The sequence below is a fragment of the Allobosea spartocytisi genome, assembly GCF_014764685.1.
GTDB lineage: Bacteria > Pseudomonadota > Alphaproteobacteria > Rhizobiales > Beijerinckiaceae > Allobosea > Allobosea spartocytisi.
Map to the genome: position 1 here is coordinate 92,528 of NZ_JACXWY010000015.1, position 16,840 is coordinate 109,367.

Here is a 16,840-nt window from a genome sequence, read left to right on the forward strand (position 1 = left end):
AGCCGGCTTGCCGCTAGGCTTCCACCAGCACCGCGCGGCCGGTGATCTCGCCGTGCTTGAGCTTCTGCAGGACGTCGTTCGCCTCATCTTTCGGAAACCGCGTCACCGGCATGGCCGGCAGCTTGCCCGATCTGGCGAGTTCGACCACGGCGCGCAGGTCCTTGACGCTGCCGGTGTTGCTGCCGACGACGCTTGCGGCGCGGAAGACCATGCCCGCAAGCGAGAGGCTGAGTTCGCCGCCGGCGACGCCGACATTGACCAGCCGGCCGCCCTTGGCGAGCGCACCGAAGCCTGCCGCGGCCGTGCTCGTCGCGTTGACGAAGTCTATGACGGCCCGCACGGGTCCGCCGGCAGCCTCGATGATCGCCTGCGCGACGCCTTCCCCACCGCCATCGACGGCGGCGGTGGCGCCCATGTCGAGCGCCGCCTGCCGCTTGGCCGGATCGAGATCGACCGAGACGATCGCCCGATGTCCGAAGGCCCGCAGCATCGCGATTGCGGCAAGGCCGAGCCCGCCGGCACCGATCAGGACGATCGGCTTGTCGGGTGCGATCGGCATGACCTTCTGGATCGCGCTGTAGACCGTGATGCCCGAGCAGGCGAAGGTCGAGGCCAAAGCGGGATCGAGATCGCCGACCGGAACGAGATAGCGCGGATGCGGCGCGACCACCTCGCCGGCGAAGCCACCATGCTGGATCACGCCGATGCTCTTCTGGGCGGTGCAGAGATTGTCATCCTCGTTCAGGCAATCGTCGCAATGCCCGCAGCCGATCCAGGGATAGACGATATAGCTCTCGCCGACCGTCACGCCCGAGGCGTTGGGGCCGGCCGCGATGACGCGACCGACGACCTCGTGGCCCGGCGCGCGCGGCAGCGTCACGCCGCGATCGGTCAACGTCATGGTCTTGCCGCCGCCGAGATTGTAGCTGCCCTTCCAGAAGTGGAGATCGGAATGGCAAACGCCGCAGGCCTCGACCGCAAGCACGACCTGCGTGCCTGTCGGCTCCGGCGTCTTGACCTCGATGCACTCGAGCGGCTCGTTGTTGCGGACGACGGCCCAGGCTTTCATGCGCGTTTCCTTCGGTCAGACTGAGGAGCGTTGTGCGGGCGCGGCGACGTCGCGACAGGCCGCTCGTGCGAATGCCGCGGCGGCCTTCACCTCATCGCGGGCGACATCGAACAGATTGTGCAGGCGGATGAAGCCGTGGGTGACGCCCGCGGCCTCCCGGCGCGCGACGCGAATTCCGGCCCGCTCAAGCGCATCGGCATAGGCACGGCCCTCGTCGGCGAGCACATCGCATTCGGCAAGCGCGATCAGTGTCGGCGGCAGGCCGGTCAGGTCGTCGGCGCGCAGCGGCGCGATCCGTGGCGAGGTCCATTCGTGCTCGGGCGCGTAACGGTGGAAGAACCAGACCATGTCCTGCCGCGTCAGCGGCAGCCCCGTGCCGAACGCGTGATAGGACGGCCGTTCGAAATCGCTGTCGGCGACGGGGTAGATCAGGATCTGCGCGGCGAGAGCGACGTGCCCGCGAAGCTTCAACGCCGCGACCGTGGCGAGATTGCCGCCGGCGCTGTCGCCGGCGACGACGAGCGGCAGGCTCGTCCCGATCAACGCTTCGCCCGCAAGCGCAGCACGGACGAGCACATCCTCGGCATCCTCCAGCCCTGCCGGGAACGGATGCTCGGGGGCGAGCCGGTAATCGGGCAACAGGACGGCGCACCCGCTCTCGGCGGCCAGCGTCCGCGCGAGCGCGTCGTAATCGTTCAGCGTGCCGATCATCCAGCCCCCACCATGCAGATAGACGATCAGCCCGGCCGGCGACGGACCCGATCGGAAGAGCCGCGCCTTGATCGCCCCGCCGCGCGTCGGAATCTCGATATCTCGGACCTCGGCCAGCGTGGGCCCTTCGCCTAGAACGGGGCGGCTCGCCGCAACCATCGCGCGAGCCTGCTGGGGGGTGCCCGCCGAGAGGCCCGGCCGGCCCTTCATTTGTTCCAGCATCGCGGCGATGAAGGGATGAAGCGTCATCAGGTCGGCTCCCGCCGTTCAGGCAAAGACGAAACCTTCGTAACCCTTGGCGACGATCTCGTTGCAGGTACGGCGATAGCGATCGACACCGCCGACATAGGGCATGAACACCCGAGGCTTGCCGGGAATGTTGGCGCCCATGTACCAGGACGCCGCCTTGGTCAGCAGCGTGCCGGCCGCGACCTCCCCCACATGCGCGACCCAGGCGTCTTCCGCCGCCGCGTCGGGCTCGATCTCGGCCCTGGCCTGCTCGCGCATATGGGCGATGCAATCGGTGATGAACTCGACATGCTGCTCGATCGAGGTGATGACGTTGCTCAGCACCGACGGGCTGCCAGGCCCCGTCACCATGAACAGGTTCGGGAACCCTGCGCTCATCAATCCGAGATAGGCGCGCGGGCCATGCGCCCATTTGCTGCGCAGGTCGCGGCCACCGCGACCGCGAATGTCGATGCGGTTCAGCGCCCCGGTCATCGCGTCGAAGCCGGTCGCGTAGATCAGGACGTCGAGATCGTAATGACCGCCGGCGGTGCGGATCCCGCCTGGCGTAATCGCGTCGATCGGGTCTGTCCGGATGTCGACGAGCGTGACGTTCGGGCGGTTGAAGGTCGCGTAATAATCGGTGTCGACGCAGATGCGCTTGGTGAAGATGGGGTAGTCCTTCGGCGACAAGAGATCGGCCGTGCGGGCGTCCTTGACGATCTCCCTGATCTTTCGATGCACGAACTCGGCCGCCGTCCGGTTGGCCGCCTCATCGACGACGAGGTCGTTATAGGCATGCATGAAATTGGCGCCGCCCTTGTCCCAGCGCCGCTGATATTCGGCCTCGCGCTCCTCTTCGGTCGCGGCATGGGCGGATTTCGTGGCGAATTCATAGATCGTGCCCGAGCGCGTCTCTTCGCGCGCCCGCTTGCGCAGCGCCGGGTAATCGTCCTTCCACGAAGCGACGTAGTCGGGGCTCAGGGCCGCGTTCTTCGCCGGCACGCTGAAGTTCGGAGTGCGCTGGAACACGAGGAGATGACCGGCGGTCTTGGCGATTTCAGGGATCGCCTGGATCGCCGACGAGCCTGTGCCGATGACGCCCACGCGCTTGCCGGCGAGATCGACCGGCCGGTGCGGCCAGTTGCCGGTGCGATAGACCTCGCCGCCGAAGGTTTCGGCGCCCTTGATCTCGGGATCTCGGGCCGCCGAAAGGCACCCCGTCGCCATCACGCAGAAGCGCGCCGAAACGGCTTCGCCCTTGTCCGTCGTCAGCGTCCAGCTTGGTGCCGCCTCGTCATAGACCGCGCTTTCGATCGTGGTGTCGAGCTCGACGTCGCGCTTCAGGTCGAAGCGCTGGGCGACATGCTGGGCGTAGGACAGGATCTCGGGCTGCGTCGCGAAGCGTTCCGACCAGTTCCACTCCTGCTGCAGATCCTCGTCGAAGGAATAGGAGTACTGCATGCTTTCGACATCGCAGCGCGCACCGGGATAGCGGTTCCAGTACCAGGTCCCGCCGATGTCGCTCGCCGTCTCGAACGCCCTGACGGTAAAGCCCAGCCGGCGCAGCCTGTAGATCAGATAGAGGCCGGAAAAGCCCGCCCCGACGATCGCGACATCGAAGTTCCGCCTTGCCTTGCCTGAATCCTTCATGACGATCCCCCGAGGCTCACGCCGCTCACTTCGCCAGCGGGCAGAGCGCCGGGTCGGCGGGCGCAAAGGCCTTGTCCGCCGGGATTTCGGCGACCTGCTTGTACAGGTCCCACTCGCCCTTCGACTCCTCCGGCTTCTTGGCCTCGAAGACGAACATCGGCCGCATCACGCGCCCGTCCGGCCGGATCGAGCCGTTCGTCGTCATGAAATCGTTGATCGGAGTCTCGCGCATCGCCTTGTTGACTGCTGCGGTGTCGTCGGTCCCGGCGCTCTTCACGGCGTTGAGATAGTGCAGCACGGCGCCGTAGGCGCTGGCCTGGATCATGTTGGGCATCTTGCCGAAACGGTCGAAATAGCGCTTCGCGAAGGCACGGGTCTTGTCGTTCTGGTCCCAGTAATAGGGCGCCGTCTCCAGTAGGCCCTGCGCCGTCTTCAGCCCCATCGCCTTGGTGTCGTGAAGCGTCAGGCTCAGCGCGGCCAGTTGCTGCTTCGGCCGGACGCCGAATTCGTCGGCCTGCTTCACGATATTGCCGGCATGCGAGGTGGTGGTCGCGAGCGCGATCACCTTGGCGGCAGAACCCTGCGCCTTAAGCAGGTCGGACGAGTAATCGGTGGTGTCGAAGGCATGTTTGGTCGAGCCGACGATCGTGCCGCCCGCCTTCTTGATCATCTCGGTCGTGTCGCGCTCGACATTGACGCCGTACCCGTAATTCACGGTCATGAAGTACCAGCTGTCGTTCTTCTGCTCGATCAGCCGGTTCACGACGCCGAGCGCCTGGCTATAGTTGTTGTAAGTCCAGTGGATGCCGTTGGGGCTGCACTTGGCGCCCGTGAGGTCGGAGCTGGCGGTCGACAGGTAGACGACGAGCTTGTTCTTATCCTTGGAGATCTCCTGCATCCCGAGCGCGACGGTCGTGATGCCGATATCGAAGATCGCGGTCACCCCCTCGTCGTACCATCGCCGGGCGATGCCGAGGCCGACATCGGGTTTGTTGAGATGGTCGGCCGTGAGCAGTTCGATCGGCCGACCGAGCACGCTTCCGCCGAAATCCTCGATGGCCAGCTTCATCGCGACCGTCGTGCCCGGACCGGACAGATCCCTGACGATCCCGGACATGTCGCTGAGCTGGCCGATCTTCAGCGGCCTGCCCTGCGCCGCTGCAGGCAGCGATCCGACAATCAACGCGACACAGCTCGCGGCCCAAAGGACCAGCTGCGAGGTGATCTGCGGCACGCTCGCCATTGCAACCTCCCGATCGCCGGGCGCGCTTCGTTGATGAGCACGTCTCAAGCAGGCGACGAGCGACGTTAGATCAGCAATTAATTTGGTCAACCATTAATTTGGAAGATGTTATGCGAATTTGGCTTTTATGGATCATCTGAGCGATGCCCATCGCGTCGTTGCGGTCGGTCTTGTTGATGCGTGCCGAAAGGGCGGCGTGCATGTGACGGGTCTCGACGCAAATCGCCGGTAGCCCAGCTTCGACCAGGCCGGCATAGAGCCATGGCGAGAGAGGCCCCGCCTCCAGGCCGACACGAGCATAGCTGTGGCCGAGGCCGATGAGGTGTCTGCAGATCACCTCGGGATGGCTCTCGACGGTGTTCCTCGACGATCTGCGAACCGAGCTCGGCCGCCAAATGCGCTGGAGCCTCGCTGCTTCGCAAGAGTTGGCGGGCGCACGCCAAGCGCTTTCTGCATCGTCCAGGCGGCTTTCTCTCCGCCATGTCCCGATCATCAAATTAGATTGTATCCTCATTATTTGTCCCCCTATAATGAGGAGATGAAGCACAATCGAAAATCCGCGCTGACATCCAACCTGCTGCTCGCTGGCCGGCAATGGCGCAAGCTCTGCGAGGCGGCGCTGGCAAAGCACGATATTTCCGAAGCGCGCGCGGCGGCGCTGGTCTGGGTGCATCGGCTTGGCGGCGGCGTCAGACAGGTGACGCTGGCCAATCATATCGGGATCGATGGCACCTCGCTGGTCCGGCTGCTCGACCAGCTCAGCGCGGCCGACCTGGTCGTCCGCCGCGACGACCCCAGCGACCGGCGGGCGAACACGATCTGGTTGACGGCGGAAGGTGAGCGGCTCGCGGGCCGGATCGAGCGGATTCTGACCGAGCTGCGTGATCATGTCCTGCGCGATGTCAGCCCGGCGGAGGTCGCGGCCGCGCTGAAGGTTCTGGATGCAATCAACCGAGCCAGCGGCGCCGAGCAATACGAGCCGCAACGCCCGGAGACAGTCGAGTGACCTTCCCGTCGTGGCGCGACTGGCTGTTCTCGGCAAAGACGTTCGCAGCGGCGATGCTCGCCCTCTACATCGCCTTCGCCTGCGACCTGCCGCGCCCCTACTGGGCGATGACGACGGTCTATGTCGTCGCCAACCCGCTCTCCGGCGCGACGAACTCGAAGGCGCTCTATCGTGCGCTCGGAACGCTGCTGGGCGCCACCGCCGCGGTCGTGCTCGTTCCCCTGCTTGCCAGTGCGCCCGAACTGCTCACCTTAGCGATAGCGCTCTGGGCAGGCGGGCTCTGCTATGTTGCGCTTCTGGACCGAACGCCCCGCAGCTACGTCTTCATGCTCGCGGCCTACACCTTGCCGCTCGTGGCGCTGCCGAGCGTCTCCGCGCCGGAAACGATCTTCGATGTGGCGGTGGCGCGCAGCGAAGAGATCATCCTCGGCATCATCTGCGCCAGCGTCGTCGGCGCGACCATATTCCCGGCGAGCATCGGCCCGGTCTTCGAAACGCGGGTCGCGACCTGGCTTCGCGACGCTGCCGCATGGGCCGAGGACATCCTGCGCGAGCGGCCCGGGCCGGCAACACCACTGGCCCGGCAGCGTCTCGCCGCCGACGTCGCCGCGCTCGATATGTTCATCAGCCAGTTGTCCCATGGCACGGACACGCGAGGCACGACGAGATGGGCGAAAGAGCTCAGGGGGCGCCTGCTTCTGCTCCTGCCGATGCTCTCCTCGCTGGCCGACCGCCTCCATGCGCTGCAATTCGAGGCGAAGACGCTCCCCCCGCGATTGAACGCGGTCCTGGGCGAGACCTCCGACTGGATCGCCGGGGAAACGATCGCCGGGCCGGACAGGCCGGGCCGGTTGCGCGCAGCCCTGGCGGAGCTCCAGCCCTCGCGCGAAGAACTGGGCCGCTGGGAGGGGCTTCTCACCACCAGCCTTTTGTCGCGCCTGAGCGATATCGTCGATCTCTGGCAGGATTGCCTTGCATTGCAGCGGCAGATCGCGTCGCAGCAGCGGAAGGCTGTTGCGTGGCGGCCCGCATTTTCGCGCGCTCAACTGGTCCCCGGTACGCGCTACCACGATCACGGCCTCATCCTGTTTTCATGCGCCTCGTCCGTCCTGGCCACGCTCTCGGTCGGTCTCATCTGGATCCAGAGCGGCTGGCCGGGTGGCGCCTATTTCGTGGCGATGACGGCTGTCGCCTGCTGCTTCTTCGGGGCGCTGGACCGCCCTGCCCCGGCGATGCGGACGATGTTCGTCTGGTGCGCGATCAGCTCGGTCGGCGCCGCGCTGTATCTCTTCGCCATCCTGCCGCAGATCCATGATTTCGAGATGGTGGTGCTGACCCTGGCAGTGCCCTTCCTGCTGATCGGCGCCCTGATCCCGAGGCCGCAGCTCGTGCTGGTGACGTTGCTGCTGGCCGCCAACAGCGCCGGCAACCTGGCGCTCCAGAGCCGTTACAACGTCGATTTCGCCGGCTATGCGAACGAAGGCCTCGCCGTGCTCGGCGGCGTTCTGTACGCCCTGACCTGGACGCTCGTCACCAAGCCGTTCGGCTCCGAGATCGCGGCAAGACGACTGCTGCGGGCGGGCTGGTCCGACCTCGCGACGCTGGCGGAGGGAAGGCACAGGCACGACCTGTCCACCCTGGCCGGGCGCAACCTCGACCGCTTGAGCCAGCTTGCGCCCCGCCTCGCCACGGCCTCGCCCGAGCAGAGTGCCGCCGTCGATGTTCTTCGCGAGATCCGCGTCGGCTACAACATCGTCATGCTGCAGCGCGACCGGCGCCTGATCGCCGGCCCGGCCCGGGACGGCATCGACGCCGTGCTGCGCGACGTGGCCACCTTCTTCCGCCGGTGCCTGGACGAGGGCGACGCGACCGAGGCTCCCCGGCATCTTCGTATGAGCATCGACTCGACGTTCCGGAGCGTAGTCCGGCACGGGCAAGGCACGGTGGAGCTCGACATCCTGCAGTCCCTGGTGGGGCTGCGCCGGGCCCTCTTCCCCAACGAGCCCGGCCCGCCACCGGAACCTCTGAATGCCGAGCGGCAGCCAGCCCCATTGGCATTACTGGCCGCGGAGTAGGAACCTCATGCCTTCCGAACTGGATATCCAGGGTGTCTTCGTTCCCAGTTTCTTCGCCGTGGCGCTCGCCGCCTACATCCTGACCTATCTGCTGAGCGGCCTGCTCGCCCGAACCAGCTTCTACAATTTCGTCTGGCACAGGGCGCTGCTCAACGTCGCCCTCTTCGTTTGCATCACCGGGGCGTTGTTCTCCTTTTCCCAATGGCTCTCGTCATGAAGACCTATCTCGCCTCTGCAGGACGCGTCTTGCTCACCCTTATCGTCGTCGCGGCGGCCGTCCTGGTCGGTCGTGGGCTCTGGAACCATTATATGAACGAGCCATGGACCCGCGACGCGCGGGTGCGTGCGGATGTGATCGGCGTCGCCCCGGACGTCTCCGGACTGGTGAGCGAGGTCTTGGTCCGCGACAACGAGGTGGTGCGCAAGGGAGATCTGCTGTTCCGGGTGGACCGCGAGCGTTTCAGGATCGCCCTCGATCAGGCAGAGGCCGCGCTGGCCGGTCGCGCAGCCGCGCTCGACCAGGCGAAACGCGACCTCGACCGCTATCAGCAGCTCCAGGAGGTGATCTCCCGCAAAAGCAGGGAAGAGGCCCAGACGGCGCTCGCGCAAGCCGAAGCCGACCACCGCAAGGCCGTGAGCGACCGGGATCTGGCCAGGCTCAATCTCGACCGTTCCGGGGTGAAGGCCGCGACGAACGGCATCGTCACCAATCTCGATCTCCAGCCCGGCGATTACGTGACGAGCGGGAGAGCGGTCGTCGCCCTCGTCGACACGGATTCGCTCCATGTCGAAGGCTATTTCGAGGAAACCAAGCTCTCCTCGATTCAGATCGGCGCCCCGGTCACGATCCGCCTGATGGGACAGGCGGGCCTGCTTCATGGGCGGGTCGCGAGCATTGCGGCTGCGATCGAAGACCGTGAGCGGACCGTGGGCAGCGGACTGCTCGCGAATATCAATCCGACCTTCACCTGGGTGCGTCTCGCTCAGCGTGTACCGGTTCGCATTGACGTGACCGAGATCCCGCCAGGCCAGCGCCTGATCGCCGGGCTGACGGCGACGGTGGAGATCAAGCCGCAAGGCGACTTCCCCGCGGCGGCACAAGCTGCTCAGGTCGGGATCTCTCCGCCTCCGGCAGTCGGGAAGCCAGCAAGATGACGACCGAGCAATCCGAGATGCCCGCTCCGGTCGGCGCGTCGTTGCCGAAGGCGCCGCTCTGGCTGTCGGGATCCTGCCGATGGAGTTCGTGGAGATCTGGAACAAGAACTCGGGCGCTCGTATCTCGACTTACGCCATTCTCGGTGAACGCAGCCCGCGATGCTGTATCCTCAATGGCGCAGCCGCCCGCACCTGCAAGGCGGGCGACCAGATCATCATCTGTAATTCCGTCTATGATGACGAACGGCAGATCACCTCGCTGAAGCCGCGCATCGTCACTTTCGATCAGGACAATCGAATCCGGGACCGCCTGAGCTACTCGGTCGATCACGATGCGCAGGGTCGATACAGCTTCTCGATTCTGGACGACACGGATGCAGCATTGGCTATTCCTGGCCTAGTCTCCAAAGGCTGAATGTCAATCAGAAGCGGATTCGAAGGATCTACAATGAGTTAGGCTTGCAGCTCAGGAACAAGACGCCCAAGCGACGGGTCAAGGCGAAGCTGCGCGAGGATCGCGCCGGCGACGCGGCCGAACGATGTCTGGGCGATGGATTTTGTCCATGACCAGCTCGCGACGGGCCGCAAAATCCGGGTTCTGACCATGGTCGATACCTTCTCGCGCTTCTTGCCGGCGGTTGATCCGCGCTTCAGCTACCGGGTTGATCAGGGCTCCGAGTTCGTCAGCCGCGACCTTGACCTGTGGGCCTACGCCAAGGGCGTCACGCTCGACTTCTCCCGCCCAGGAAAGCCGACCGACAATGCCTTCATCGAGGCGTTCAACGGCCGCTTCCGTAGCGGGTGCCTGAACACGCACTGGTTCCTGACACTTGCGGATGCGGCCGAAAAGATGGAGGCTTGGCTCAGATACTACAACGAGGATCGGCCGCACGGGGCCATCGGCAACAAGCCCCCGATCCTGCTGCAAAATCCCGGCGGAGCACCTAGCCCACCGCCGTGATCGAAGGCCGGAAACTCCAGGCTCCGGCGCTCCAGCAAATGGTCTCGGATCAATTAACCTGAGGACTCTCCCTCAGGTCGGAGGAGAAAAGGGTCTCAGGTCACGCGGCAGCGACGTAGTACTGTACCTCAAGCATGATGCAGCCTTCCTCTGACCGGAACGGCCCATGTGGCGTTCCTGGCGGCCGGCAGGAATACATCAGCGCACTTGGGCCCGCGGCCCCACCACCAACCGGCCCGATCGCGCCCTTTAGCACGAAGACCTCCTCCCAATAGTCGTGAACGAGGGGCGCGGCAGTCGCGACGCCTGCAGCAAAGCGCACGAGGCGTGTTCGAGCGCCCGTCTTGCGATCTTCGTCCAGGTCGTCGGCCAGGATTTTCACATCAAGCCCTGCTGGAAATCCGGGCAAGGGCAGCCAGCCGTCGTTGTTATCGAACGGCAGCATTTCGATGTGCCGACGGGGCGCTTTCGACATCCTATGCTCCATCTGCTGACTAGCACCTGCTTTGAGGTCGCTCGGCTTCGCCGCCCCCTTACCCCCGCGCTAGCTCTTGCTCGAGCTCCGGCAGGACGGTGAAGAGGTCGCCGACGAGGCCGTAATCGGCGATCTGGAAGATCGGCGCCTCCTCGTCCTTGTTGATGGCGACGATGACCTTGCTATCCTTCATGCCGGCGAGATGCTGGATCGCGCCGGAAATGCCGACCGCGATGTAGAGCTCGGGCGCGACCACCTTGCCGGTCTGGCCGACCTGCCAGTCGTTGGGGGCGTAGCCGGCATCGACCGCGGCGCGCGAGGCGCCCATCGCGGCGCCGAGCTTGTCGGCGACGGGCTCGATCACCTTGGTGAAATTCTCGGCCGAAGCCAGCGCGCGCCCGCCCGAGATGATGATCTTGGCCGAGGCCAGCTCCGGACGGTCGGACTTGGCGACCTCCTCGCCCTTGAAGGACGAGTTGCCGGGGTTCTCGGCGGCCGAGACGCTCTCGACGGCAGCCGAGCCGCCTTCTCCGGCCGCCTGGAAGGAGGCGGTGCGGATCGTCAGCAGCTTCTTCGCGTCGGCGGATTGCACCGTCTGGATGGCGTTGCCGGCATAGACCGGGCGCTCGAAGGTGTCGGGCGAGACGACCTTGGTGACGTCCGAGACCTGCATCACATCGAGCAGGGCGGCGATGCGCGGCAGCACGTTCTTGCCGGTGGTGGTGGAGGGGGCGACGATGGCGTCGTAATTGCTTGCCAGCTTGACGATCAGCGCGGCCAGCGGCTCGGCCAGCGCGTGGCCGTAGGCCGCGTCGTCGGCGAGCAGCACCTTCTCGACGCCCGCGAGCTTCGCAGCCGCCTCGGCCGCGGCCTTGGCGCCCTCACCGGCGACGAGGATATGGACGGGTGCGCCGAGCTGGGCGGCGGCGGTCAGCGCCTTGGCGGTGGCGTCCTTGACGGAAACGTTGTCGTGTTCGGCGATCAGCAGCGTGGTCATCAGATCACCCCGGCGGTCTTGAGCTTGGAGACGAGTTCGGCGGCATTGGCCACCTTGATGCCGGCGGAGCGGCCGGCCGGCTCCTCCGTCTTCAGCACCTTCAGGCGCGGCGAAACATCGACGCCAAGCGTCTCGGCCGAGGTCTCGTCGAGCGGCTTCTTCTTCGCCTTCATGATGTTGGGCAGCGAGGCGTAACGCGGCTCGTTCAGGCGCAGATCCGTGGTGACGATCGCCGGCAGCTTGAGCTGGACCGTCTGCAGGCCGCCATCGACCTCGCGGGTGACGTCGACCGAGCCGTCGCCGACCACGACCTTCGAGGCGAAGGTGCCCTGCGGCCAGCCGAGCAGCGCGGCGAGCATCTGGCCGGTCTGGTTGGCGTCGTCGTCGATCGCCTGCTTGCCGAGGATGACGAGGCCGGGAGCCTCCTGCTCGACCACCTTCTTCAGGAGCTTGGCCACCGCCAGCGGCTCGACCAGCCCATCGACCTTCACGAGGATGCCGCGGTCGGCGCCCATGGCCAGGCCCGTGCGGATCGTCTCGGCGGCTTGAGCCGGGCCGATCGAAACCACGATCACCTCGGTCGCCTTGCCGGCTTCCTTCAGGCGCAGCGCCTCTTCGACGGCGATCTCGTCGAACGGGTTCATCGACATCTTGACGTTCGCAAGCTCGACGCCAGACCCATCCGCCTTCACGCGGATCTTCACGTTGTAATCAACAACCCGCTTCACGGGCACCAAGATCTTCATTTCGGAACCTCTTACTGAGATGTCGAGCGGGGTGTGTCGAAGGCTGTGGCAGGCGCGCTCTGCACCCGCTTCAGGATTGATCGCGCTCGGATGCGAACGGGCTCGTCGACCATCGCGCCGTCGATAGCCACTGCGCCGTCGCCGCTGGCCATGACGTTACGGGCCCAGAGAACCTCGGCCTCATCCGGCGCGAAGCCCAGCTGGATCGCGGCTACCTGACGAGGATGGATGCAGAGCTTCCCACTGAACCCGAGATCTCGCGCATGGCGCGCATCGCTCGCGATCAACGGGGCGTCATCTATTGCGGTCGTCACTCCGTCGATGGGCTGCGGCAGACCGGCCAACCGAGAAGCAATGACAAGCTCGGAGCGGGCCAGCAGCAGCGCTTCCCGCGTATGAGCGCATCCAAGATCAGCACTGAAGTCGATGCTGCCGAAAGCGATGCGTATGACATTGCGTGTGGTCGCAATCCGGCGCGCATCGGCCAGCCCCCGCACGCTTTCGATCAGGGCCACGACCGGCAGGTCGAGCCCATCACAGAGCGCCTGAAACTCGGGACCAAACTCCGCTTTCGGAAGGACCACCGCGCTGAAGCCATGCCCCCTCAGCGCCGCGATGTCCCGTTCATGCCAGGGCGTACCGAGCCCGTTGACCCGTACCAGAACCGGCTCGTCGGTGAAGTCGCGCTTTAGAGCGGAGCGAGCCTTGTCCTTGCCCTCAGCCGCGACAGCGTCCTCGAGGTCGATGATGATCGCATCGGCGTCGGTCGAGGCCCCTTTCACAAAGCGCTCAGGCCGGTCTCCCGGAACGAAGAGCGCGACGGTGATGTCCGGCACCGCGGTCATTGCCACGACGCCTCGGCTACCATGCACTCCGGACCGTCCTGCCTGGCGGTCCAGAGCTTCAACCCATCGCCCTCGTCACGTGCGTTGAGTGCGAAGGCGGCATCGTCAAACAGCGGGGACTGGCCGCGAAAGCGGAAACGGCTCGGCGGCGAGCCGTGCAGTTCCGTGGCGTAGTTCAGGAGCATCGCAGCCTGCATCGGCCCGTGGACGACGAGAGCCGGATATCCCTCGACCTCCATCGAATAACGCCGGTCGTAATGGATGCGATGGGCATTGAAGGTCAGCGCCGAATATCGAAGCAGCAGCGGAGGCTCGATTTTCATCGGACGCCGATGTGCGCCCGCCTCAGCCGGTGGCGGCGTCTTAGGTGTGGCTCCGGAAGCCTCAATATTCCGGTAGACGATGTCCTGCCGCTCTTCGAGCACAAGCCGTCCGCTCGCCTCGATCTGGTGCTGCACTGTGACGAAGCAAAGCGCCCCTGTCCGCCCCTCCTTGAAGACGACGTCAGCGATGCGCGAAATCCGCCTCACCTCATCGCCAACCCGCAGATCGTCGTGGAAGGTTTGGCTGCTGCCTGCCCACATGCGACGCGGCAAAGGCACCGGGGGAAGGAATCCACCGCGTTCGGGATGACCGTCCGGACCGAGTTGTGCAGTCGGGACCGCAGGCTGGGCCAGGCAGACATGGATCATCCGTGGCGCGACCTCGCCAAACTTCGGCGCTTCGCCAGCAAGGTCGAAGGTCGCGTGATATTTTCGCGCGAGGTCCTCGGTCAGGACATCTGAGCCAAGATCCTCGCGGCCGATCCAGCTTCGAAGATGGTCGATATCGACAGTGAGCGCTTCGGCCGCGGTCATCAGTATGACCTCGGCATGCCGAGCACATGCTCCGCGAGAAACGAGAGGATGAGGTTCGTCGAGATCGGTGCAACCTGATAGAGACGCGTCTCGCGGAACTTGCGCTCGACGTCATACTCTTCGGCGAACCCGAAACCGCCATGGGTCTGGATGCAGGCGTTGGCGGCCTCGAAGGAAGCATCCGCCGCCAGCATCTTGGCCATGTTGGCCTCGGCGCCCGGATTGGCGCCGGCCTCGTAGAGCCGGATCGCCTCGCGCACCATCAGCTCCGCGGCACGCATGTTGGCGTAGGCCTTGGCGATCGGAAACTGAATGCCCTGGTTCTGGCCGATCGGGCGCCCGAATACATGGCGCTCCTTGGCGTAGTTCGACGCCTTGTCGATAAACCACTTCGCGTCGCCGACGCACTCCGAAGCGATCAGGATGCGCTCGGCATTCATGCCCGACAGGATGTAGCGGAAGCCCTTGCCCTCCTCGCCAACGAGGTTCGCGGCCGGCACCCTGACATTGTCGAAGAACACCTCGGTGGTGGCGTGGTTCATCATCGTCCGGATCGGCCGGATGGTGAGGCCCGCCTGCAGCGCTTCTCGCATGTCGAGGATGAATACCGAGAGCCCATCGGTGCGCTTCGCCACCTGGTCGCGCGGGGTGGTGCGAGCCAGAAGCAGCATCAGGTCAGACTGCTCGGCGCGGCTCGTCCAGATCTTCTGACCGTTCACGACGTAGTGGTCGCCCTCGCGAAGGGCCGTCGTCCTCAGTGCCGTCGTGTCCGTGCCACTGGTTGGCTCGGTAACGCCGAAGGCCTGAAGGCGAAGCTCGCCCGAGGCAACTTTGGGGAGATAGCGTTGCTTCTGGTCCTCGGTGCCGTGTCGCAATACCGTGCCCATCACATACATCTGGGCATGGCAGGCGGCGCCATTGCAGCCCTGTCGCTGGATCTCCTCCATGATGACGGCGGCGGCCGATAGCGGCAGACCGGCCCCGCCATATTCCTCAGGGATGAGCGCCGACAGGAAGCCGCTTTCCGTCAGAGCCGAAACGAACTCGGACGGATAGGCCATCTCGCGATCGTGCTTGCGCCAGTACTCGCCCGGAAAATCGGAGCAGAGCTTCGCGACGGCGTCGCGGATCTCTGAGTGATCGGAAGCGTGCTGCATGGTGGCCTCAGAATTGTCGAGGGGCGGTCGCAACCGCGCGCCAGGTCTGGAAAGTTTCGTCGCCAACCCCTTCGAGCACCGCTCGCAGGGCGCTCGTCATCGGCAGGGGGCCGGCGGCTTCCCCGATCGTAAGCGCAAGGTCGATGTCCTTGCGCAGGATGGCTTGGAGGGAATCGAAATCCGCGCGGGTCGCCGTCCAGGCCTCATAAGCCTCCCCGGCATCGTTCGGGCGGACGGTGAAGAAGTTGCGCCCTGTGCTGGCTTCGAAGACCGGAATGGCGTCCGGCAGCGCGATGCCGTTTTCGCCGGCAATGCGATAGGCTTCGGCCGCGATCATCAGCGTGGTGATGCCAACGAGATTGTTGACGATCTTGGTCGCCTGCCCCGCTCCAAGCGGGCCGCAATGGAAGATGCTGCTGCCCATGGACTGCATCAGGGGGCGCAGTTCCTCGCAATCCTCAGCACGCCCGCCCATGATGATGGCGAGGGTCCCATCGCGAGCCTTCAAGGCTCCGCCGCTGATCGGGGCATCGGCGACCCTAACGCCGTCAGGCTCAAGTTCCTGCGCGAGCTCGCGCATGGTTTCGGGAGCGATCGTTCCCATGACGACGAGGATCGGCTTGCGGCCGTTGAGCCCGCTGCGCAGGCCGCCTTCCCCAAGCACGACGGAGCGAGCCTGCTCGGGCGTCGCGACCAGGATGATGACCGCGTCGCAGCCAGCGCAGTCAGCGGCGCGTTCAACGCAGTTGACGCCTAGCGCGGCGAACGGCGCTCGCGCAGCTTCGCCGCGATCGCAGACGGTAAGGGCGAAGCCCGCCTTATGGATGTTCATGGCCATCGGAGCGCCCATGGCTCCGACGCCGATGACGGCGACTGAATTGATCATGGATTGCGCCTCAGGAAATGGTCACGCCACTGTCGACAGAGATGACCTGGCCCGTGACCACGCGGGCTTCATCGCTGCCGAGGTAAACCGCCATGTCGGCGATATCGAGCGGCCGGCAGGGACCGAGAAGGTGCTGTCCGGCCAGACGCCGCAACTCCTCGCGCTCCTGCAAAAGCGCTTCGGCTCGTGGTGTCAAAACGAGGCCGGGCGCAATCGCGTTCACGCGAATGTTGTCGGGCGCGTATTCGACGGCCATCGAACGGGTCATCGCCGCGACGCCACCTTTGGCCGCGGTGTAACAATCGCGTTCCGGCAGAGCCATCAATGCGACCATCGACGAAAGATTGACCACGGAGCCCCCGCCCGAACGGACCATCTCGGGGATCGCATATTTGGAGCACAGGAACGTGCCGTAGAGATCGAGCTTGATGACGCGCCAGAATTCCTCGTCCGGCGCCTCCGTCACACGCGCATCGGCTGAGCTGGATCCGCCGGCGATGTTGCAAAGGATGTCGAGCCTGCCGAACTCCGACACGGTCTTCGCCATCGCGGCCTTGACCTGTTCGGGATCGGTGATGTCGCAGACGAGCGGCAGCCCATTTTCGCCCGCCTTGGCTTCTTCCAAGGTTTCATCGAGTGCAGGCCCGCTGATATCGGCTGCGACGATGCGGGCGCCTTCGGCGATGTAGCGGGCGCAAGTCGAGCGGCCGATGCCGCCAGCAGCACCGGTAATGAAAGCAATTTTGCCGGACAGCCTTGTCATGTCGTCCTCCTGT

Annotated in this window: 16 protein-coding genes and 3 pseudogenes; 6 read left to right on the top strand and 13 right to left on the bottom strand. The window is 65.2% G+C overall.

Translation table 11 applies throughout. From position 1 onward, the window contains the following. Positions 1-13 precede the first annotated feature (13 nt). The 5 genes and pseudogenes from IED13_RS20655 to IED13_RS20675 all read right to left on the bottom strand — a co-directional run. Positions 14-1,069 (bottom strand): alcohol dehydrogenase, encoded by a 1,056-nt coding sequence (locus IED13_RS20655; RefSeq protein ID WP_191125294.1) that lies wholly within the window; start codon positions 1,067-1,069, stop codon positions 14-16. 15 nt (positions 1,070-1,084) lie between these two features. After that, complete coding sequence (locus tag IED13_RS20660; RefSeq protein ID WP_191125295.1) at positions 1,085-2,029, bottom strand: alpha/beta hydrolase; 945 nt, start codon at positions 2,027-2,029, stop codon at positions 1,085-1,087. An 18-nt stretch (positions 2,030-2,047) separates the two neighbouring features. Further along, the gene (locus IED13_RS20665; protein WP_191125296.1) at positions 2,048-3,661 is read right to left on the bottom strand and encodes a flavin-containing monooxygenase; all 1,614 of its coding nucleotides are present in this window, start codon (positions 3,659-3,661) and stop codon (positions 2,048-2,050) included. A gap of 25 nt (positions 3,662-3,686) precedes the next feature. Beyond that, positions 3,687-4,904, bottom strand: a complete 1,218-nt coding sequence (locus IED13_RS20670; RefSeq protein ID WP_191125297.1) for an ABC transporter substrate-binding protein — start codon at positions 4,902-4,904, stop codon at positions 3,687-3,689. 130 nt (positions 4,905-5,034) lie between these two features. Continuing rightward, positions 5,035-5,268, bottom strand: a pseudogene (locus IED13_RS20675) (IS110 family transposase); the annotation flags it as partial. A 174-nt stretch (positions 5,269-5,442) separates the two neighbouring features. Between IED13_RS20675 and IED13_RS20680 the strand changes: the two are divergent. From IED13_RS20680 to IED13_RS20705, 6 genes and pseudogenes are all read left to right on the top strand, one after another. Further along, positions 5,443-5,910 carry a MarR family winged helix-turn-helix transcriptional regulator gene (locus tag IED13_RS20680; protein ID WP_142021437.1) on the top strand — a complete coding sequence of 156 codons (468 nt, stop codon included), beginning with the start codon at positions 5,443-5,445 and terminating at the stop codon, positions 5,908-5,910. Beyond that, the gene (locus IED13_RS20685) at positions 5,907-7,985 is read left to right on the top strand and encodes an FUSC family protein (protein WP_191125298.1); all 2,079 of its coding nucleotides are present in this window, start codon (positions 5,907-5,909) and stop codon (positions 7,983-7,985) included. Before IED13_RS20680 ends, IED13_RS20685 begins: the two co-directional genes overlap by 4 nt. Before the next feature lie 7 nt (positions 7,986-7,992). Further along, entirely contained in the window at positions 7,993-8,202 is a 210-nt protein-coding gene (locus tag IED13_RS20690; protein WP_191125299.1) for a DUF1656 domain-containing protein, read from the top strand. Beyond that, entirely contained in the window at positions 8,199-9,140 is a 942-nt protein-coding gene (locus IED13_RS20695) for an efflux RND transporter periplasmic adaptor subunit (RefSeq protein WP_191125300.1), read from the top strand. Before IED13_RS20690 ends, IED13_RS20695 begins: the two co-directional genes overlap by 4 nt. A gap of 61 nt (positions 9,141-9,201) precedes the next feature. Then, positions 9,202-9,555 (top strand): annotated as a pseudogene (locus IED13_RS20700) (aspartate 1-decarboxylase); the annotation flags it as partial. A 5-nt stretch (positions 9,556-9,560) separates the two neighbouring features. Further along, positions 9,561-10,101, top strand: a pseudogene (locus IED13_RS20705) (integrase core domain-containing protein); the annotation flags it as partial. Positions 10,102-10,201: 100 nt separating this feature from the next. Here IED13_RS20705 and IED13_RS20710 read toward each other — a convergent pair. The 8 genes from IED13_RS20710 to IED13_RS20745 are packed head-to-tail and all read right to left on the bottom strand — an operon-like array spanning position 10,202 to position 16,827. Continuing rightward, a complete protein-coding gene (locus IED13_RS20710; protein ID WP_210323699.1) occupies positions 10,202-10,576 on the bottom strand; it encodes a cupin domain-containing protein in 375 nt (124 codons plus the stop codon). 58 nt (positions 10,577-10,634) lie between these two features. After that, on the bottom strand, positions 10,635-11,573 hold the full coding sequence (locus IED13_RS20715) for an electron transfer flavoprotein subunit alpha/FixB family protein (protein ID WP_191125302.1): 939 nt from the start codon (positions 11,571-11,573) through the stop codon (positions 10,635-10,637). Next, positions 11,573-12,319, bottom strand: a complete 747-nt coding sequence (locus IED13_RS20720; protein ID WP_133564806.1) for an electron transfer flavoprotein subunit beta/FixA family protein — start codon at positions 12,317-12,319, stop codon at positions 11,573-11,575. Before IED13_RS20720 ends, IED13_RS20715 begins: the two co-directional genes overlap by 1 nt. Before the next feature lie 11 nt (positions 12,320-12,330). Then, complete coding sequence (locus IED13_RS20725) at positions 12,331-13,164, bottom strand: HpcH/HpaI aldolase/citrate lyase family protein (RefSeq protein WP_191125303.1); 834 nt, start codon at positions 13,162-13,164, stop codon at positions 12,331-12,333. Continuing rightward, positions 13,161-14,021: an HTD2 family dehydratase gene (locus tag IED13_RS20730; protein ID WP_191125304.1), complete on the bottom strand. Its 861-nt coding sequence runs from the start codon at positions 14,019-14,021 to the stop codon at positions 13,161-13,163. The genes IED13_RS20725 and IED13_RS20730 overlap by 4 nt, the downstream gene beginning before the upstream one ends. Continuing rightward, positions 14,021-15,178 (bottom strand): acyl-CoA dehydrogenase family protein, encoded by a 1,158-nt coding sequence (locus IED13_RS20735; protein ID WP_191125305.1) that lies wholly within the window; start codon positions 15,176-15,178, stop codon positions 14,021-14,023. Before IED13_RS20735 ends, IED13_RS20730 begins: the two co-directional genes overlap by 1 nt. A 7-nt stretch (positions 15,179-15,185) precedes the next feature. Next, positions 15,186-16,064, bottom strand: a complete 879-nt coding sequence (locus tag IED13_RS20740) for an NAD(P)-dependent oxidoreductase (RefSeq protein WP_191125306.1) — start codon at positions 16,062-16,064, stop codon at positions 15,186-15,188. 10 nt (positions 16,065-16,074) lie between these two features. Continuing rightward, positions 16,075-16,827, bottom strand: a complete 753-nt coding sequence (locus IED13_RS20745; RefSeq protein ID WP_191125307.1) for an SDR family NAD(P)-dependent oxidoreductase — start codon at positions 16,825-16,827, stop codon at positions 16,075-16,077. Positions 16,828-16,840 lie beyond the last annotated feature (13 nt).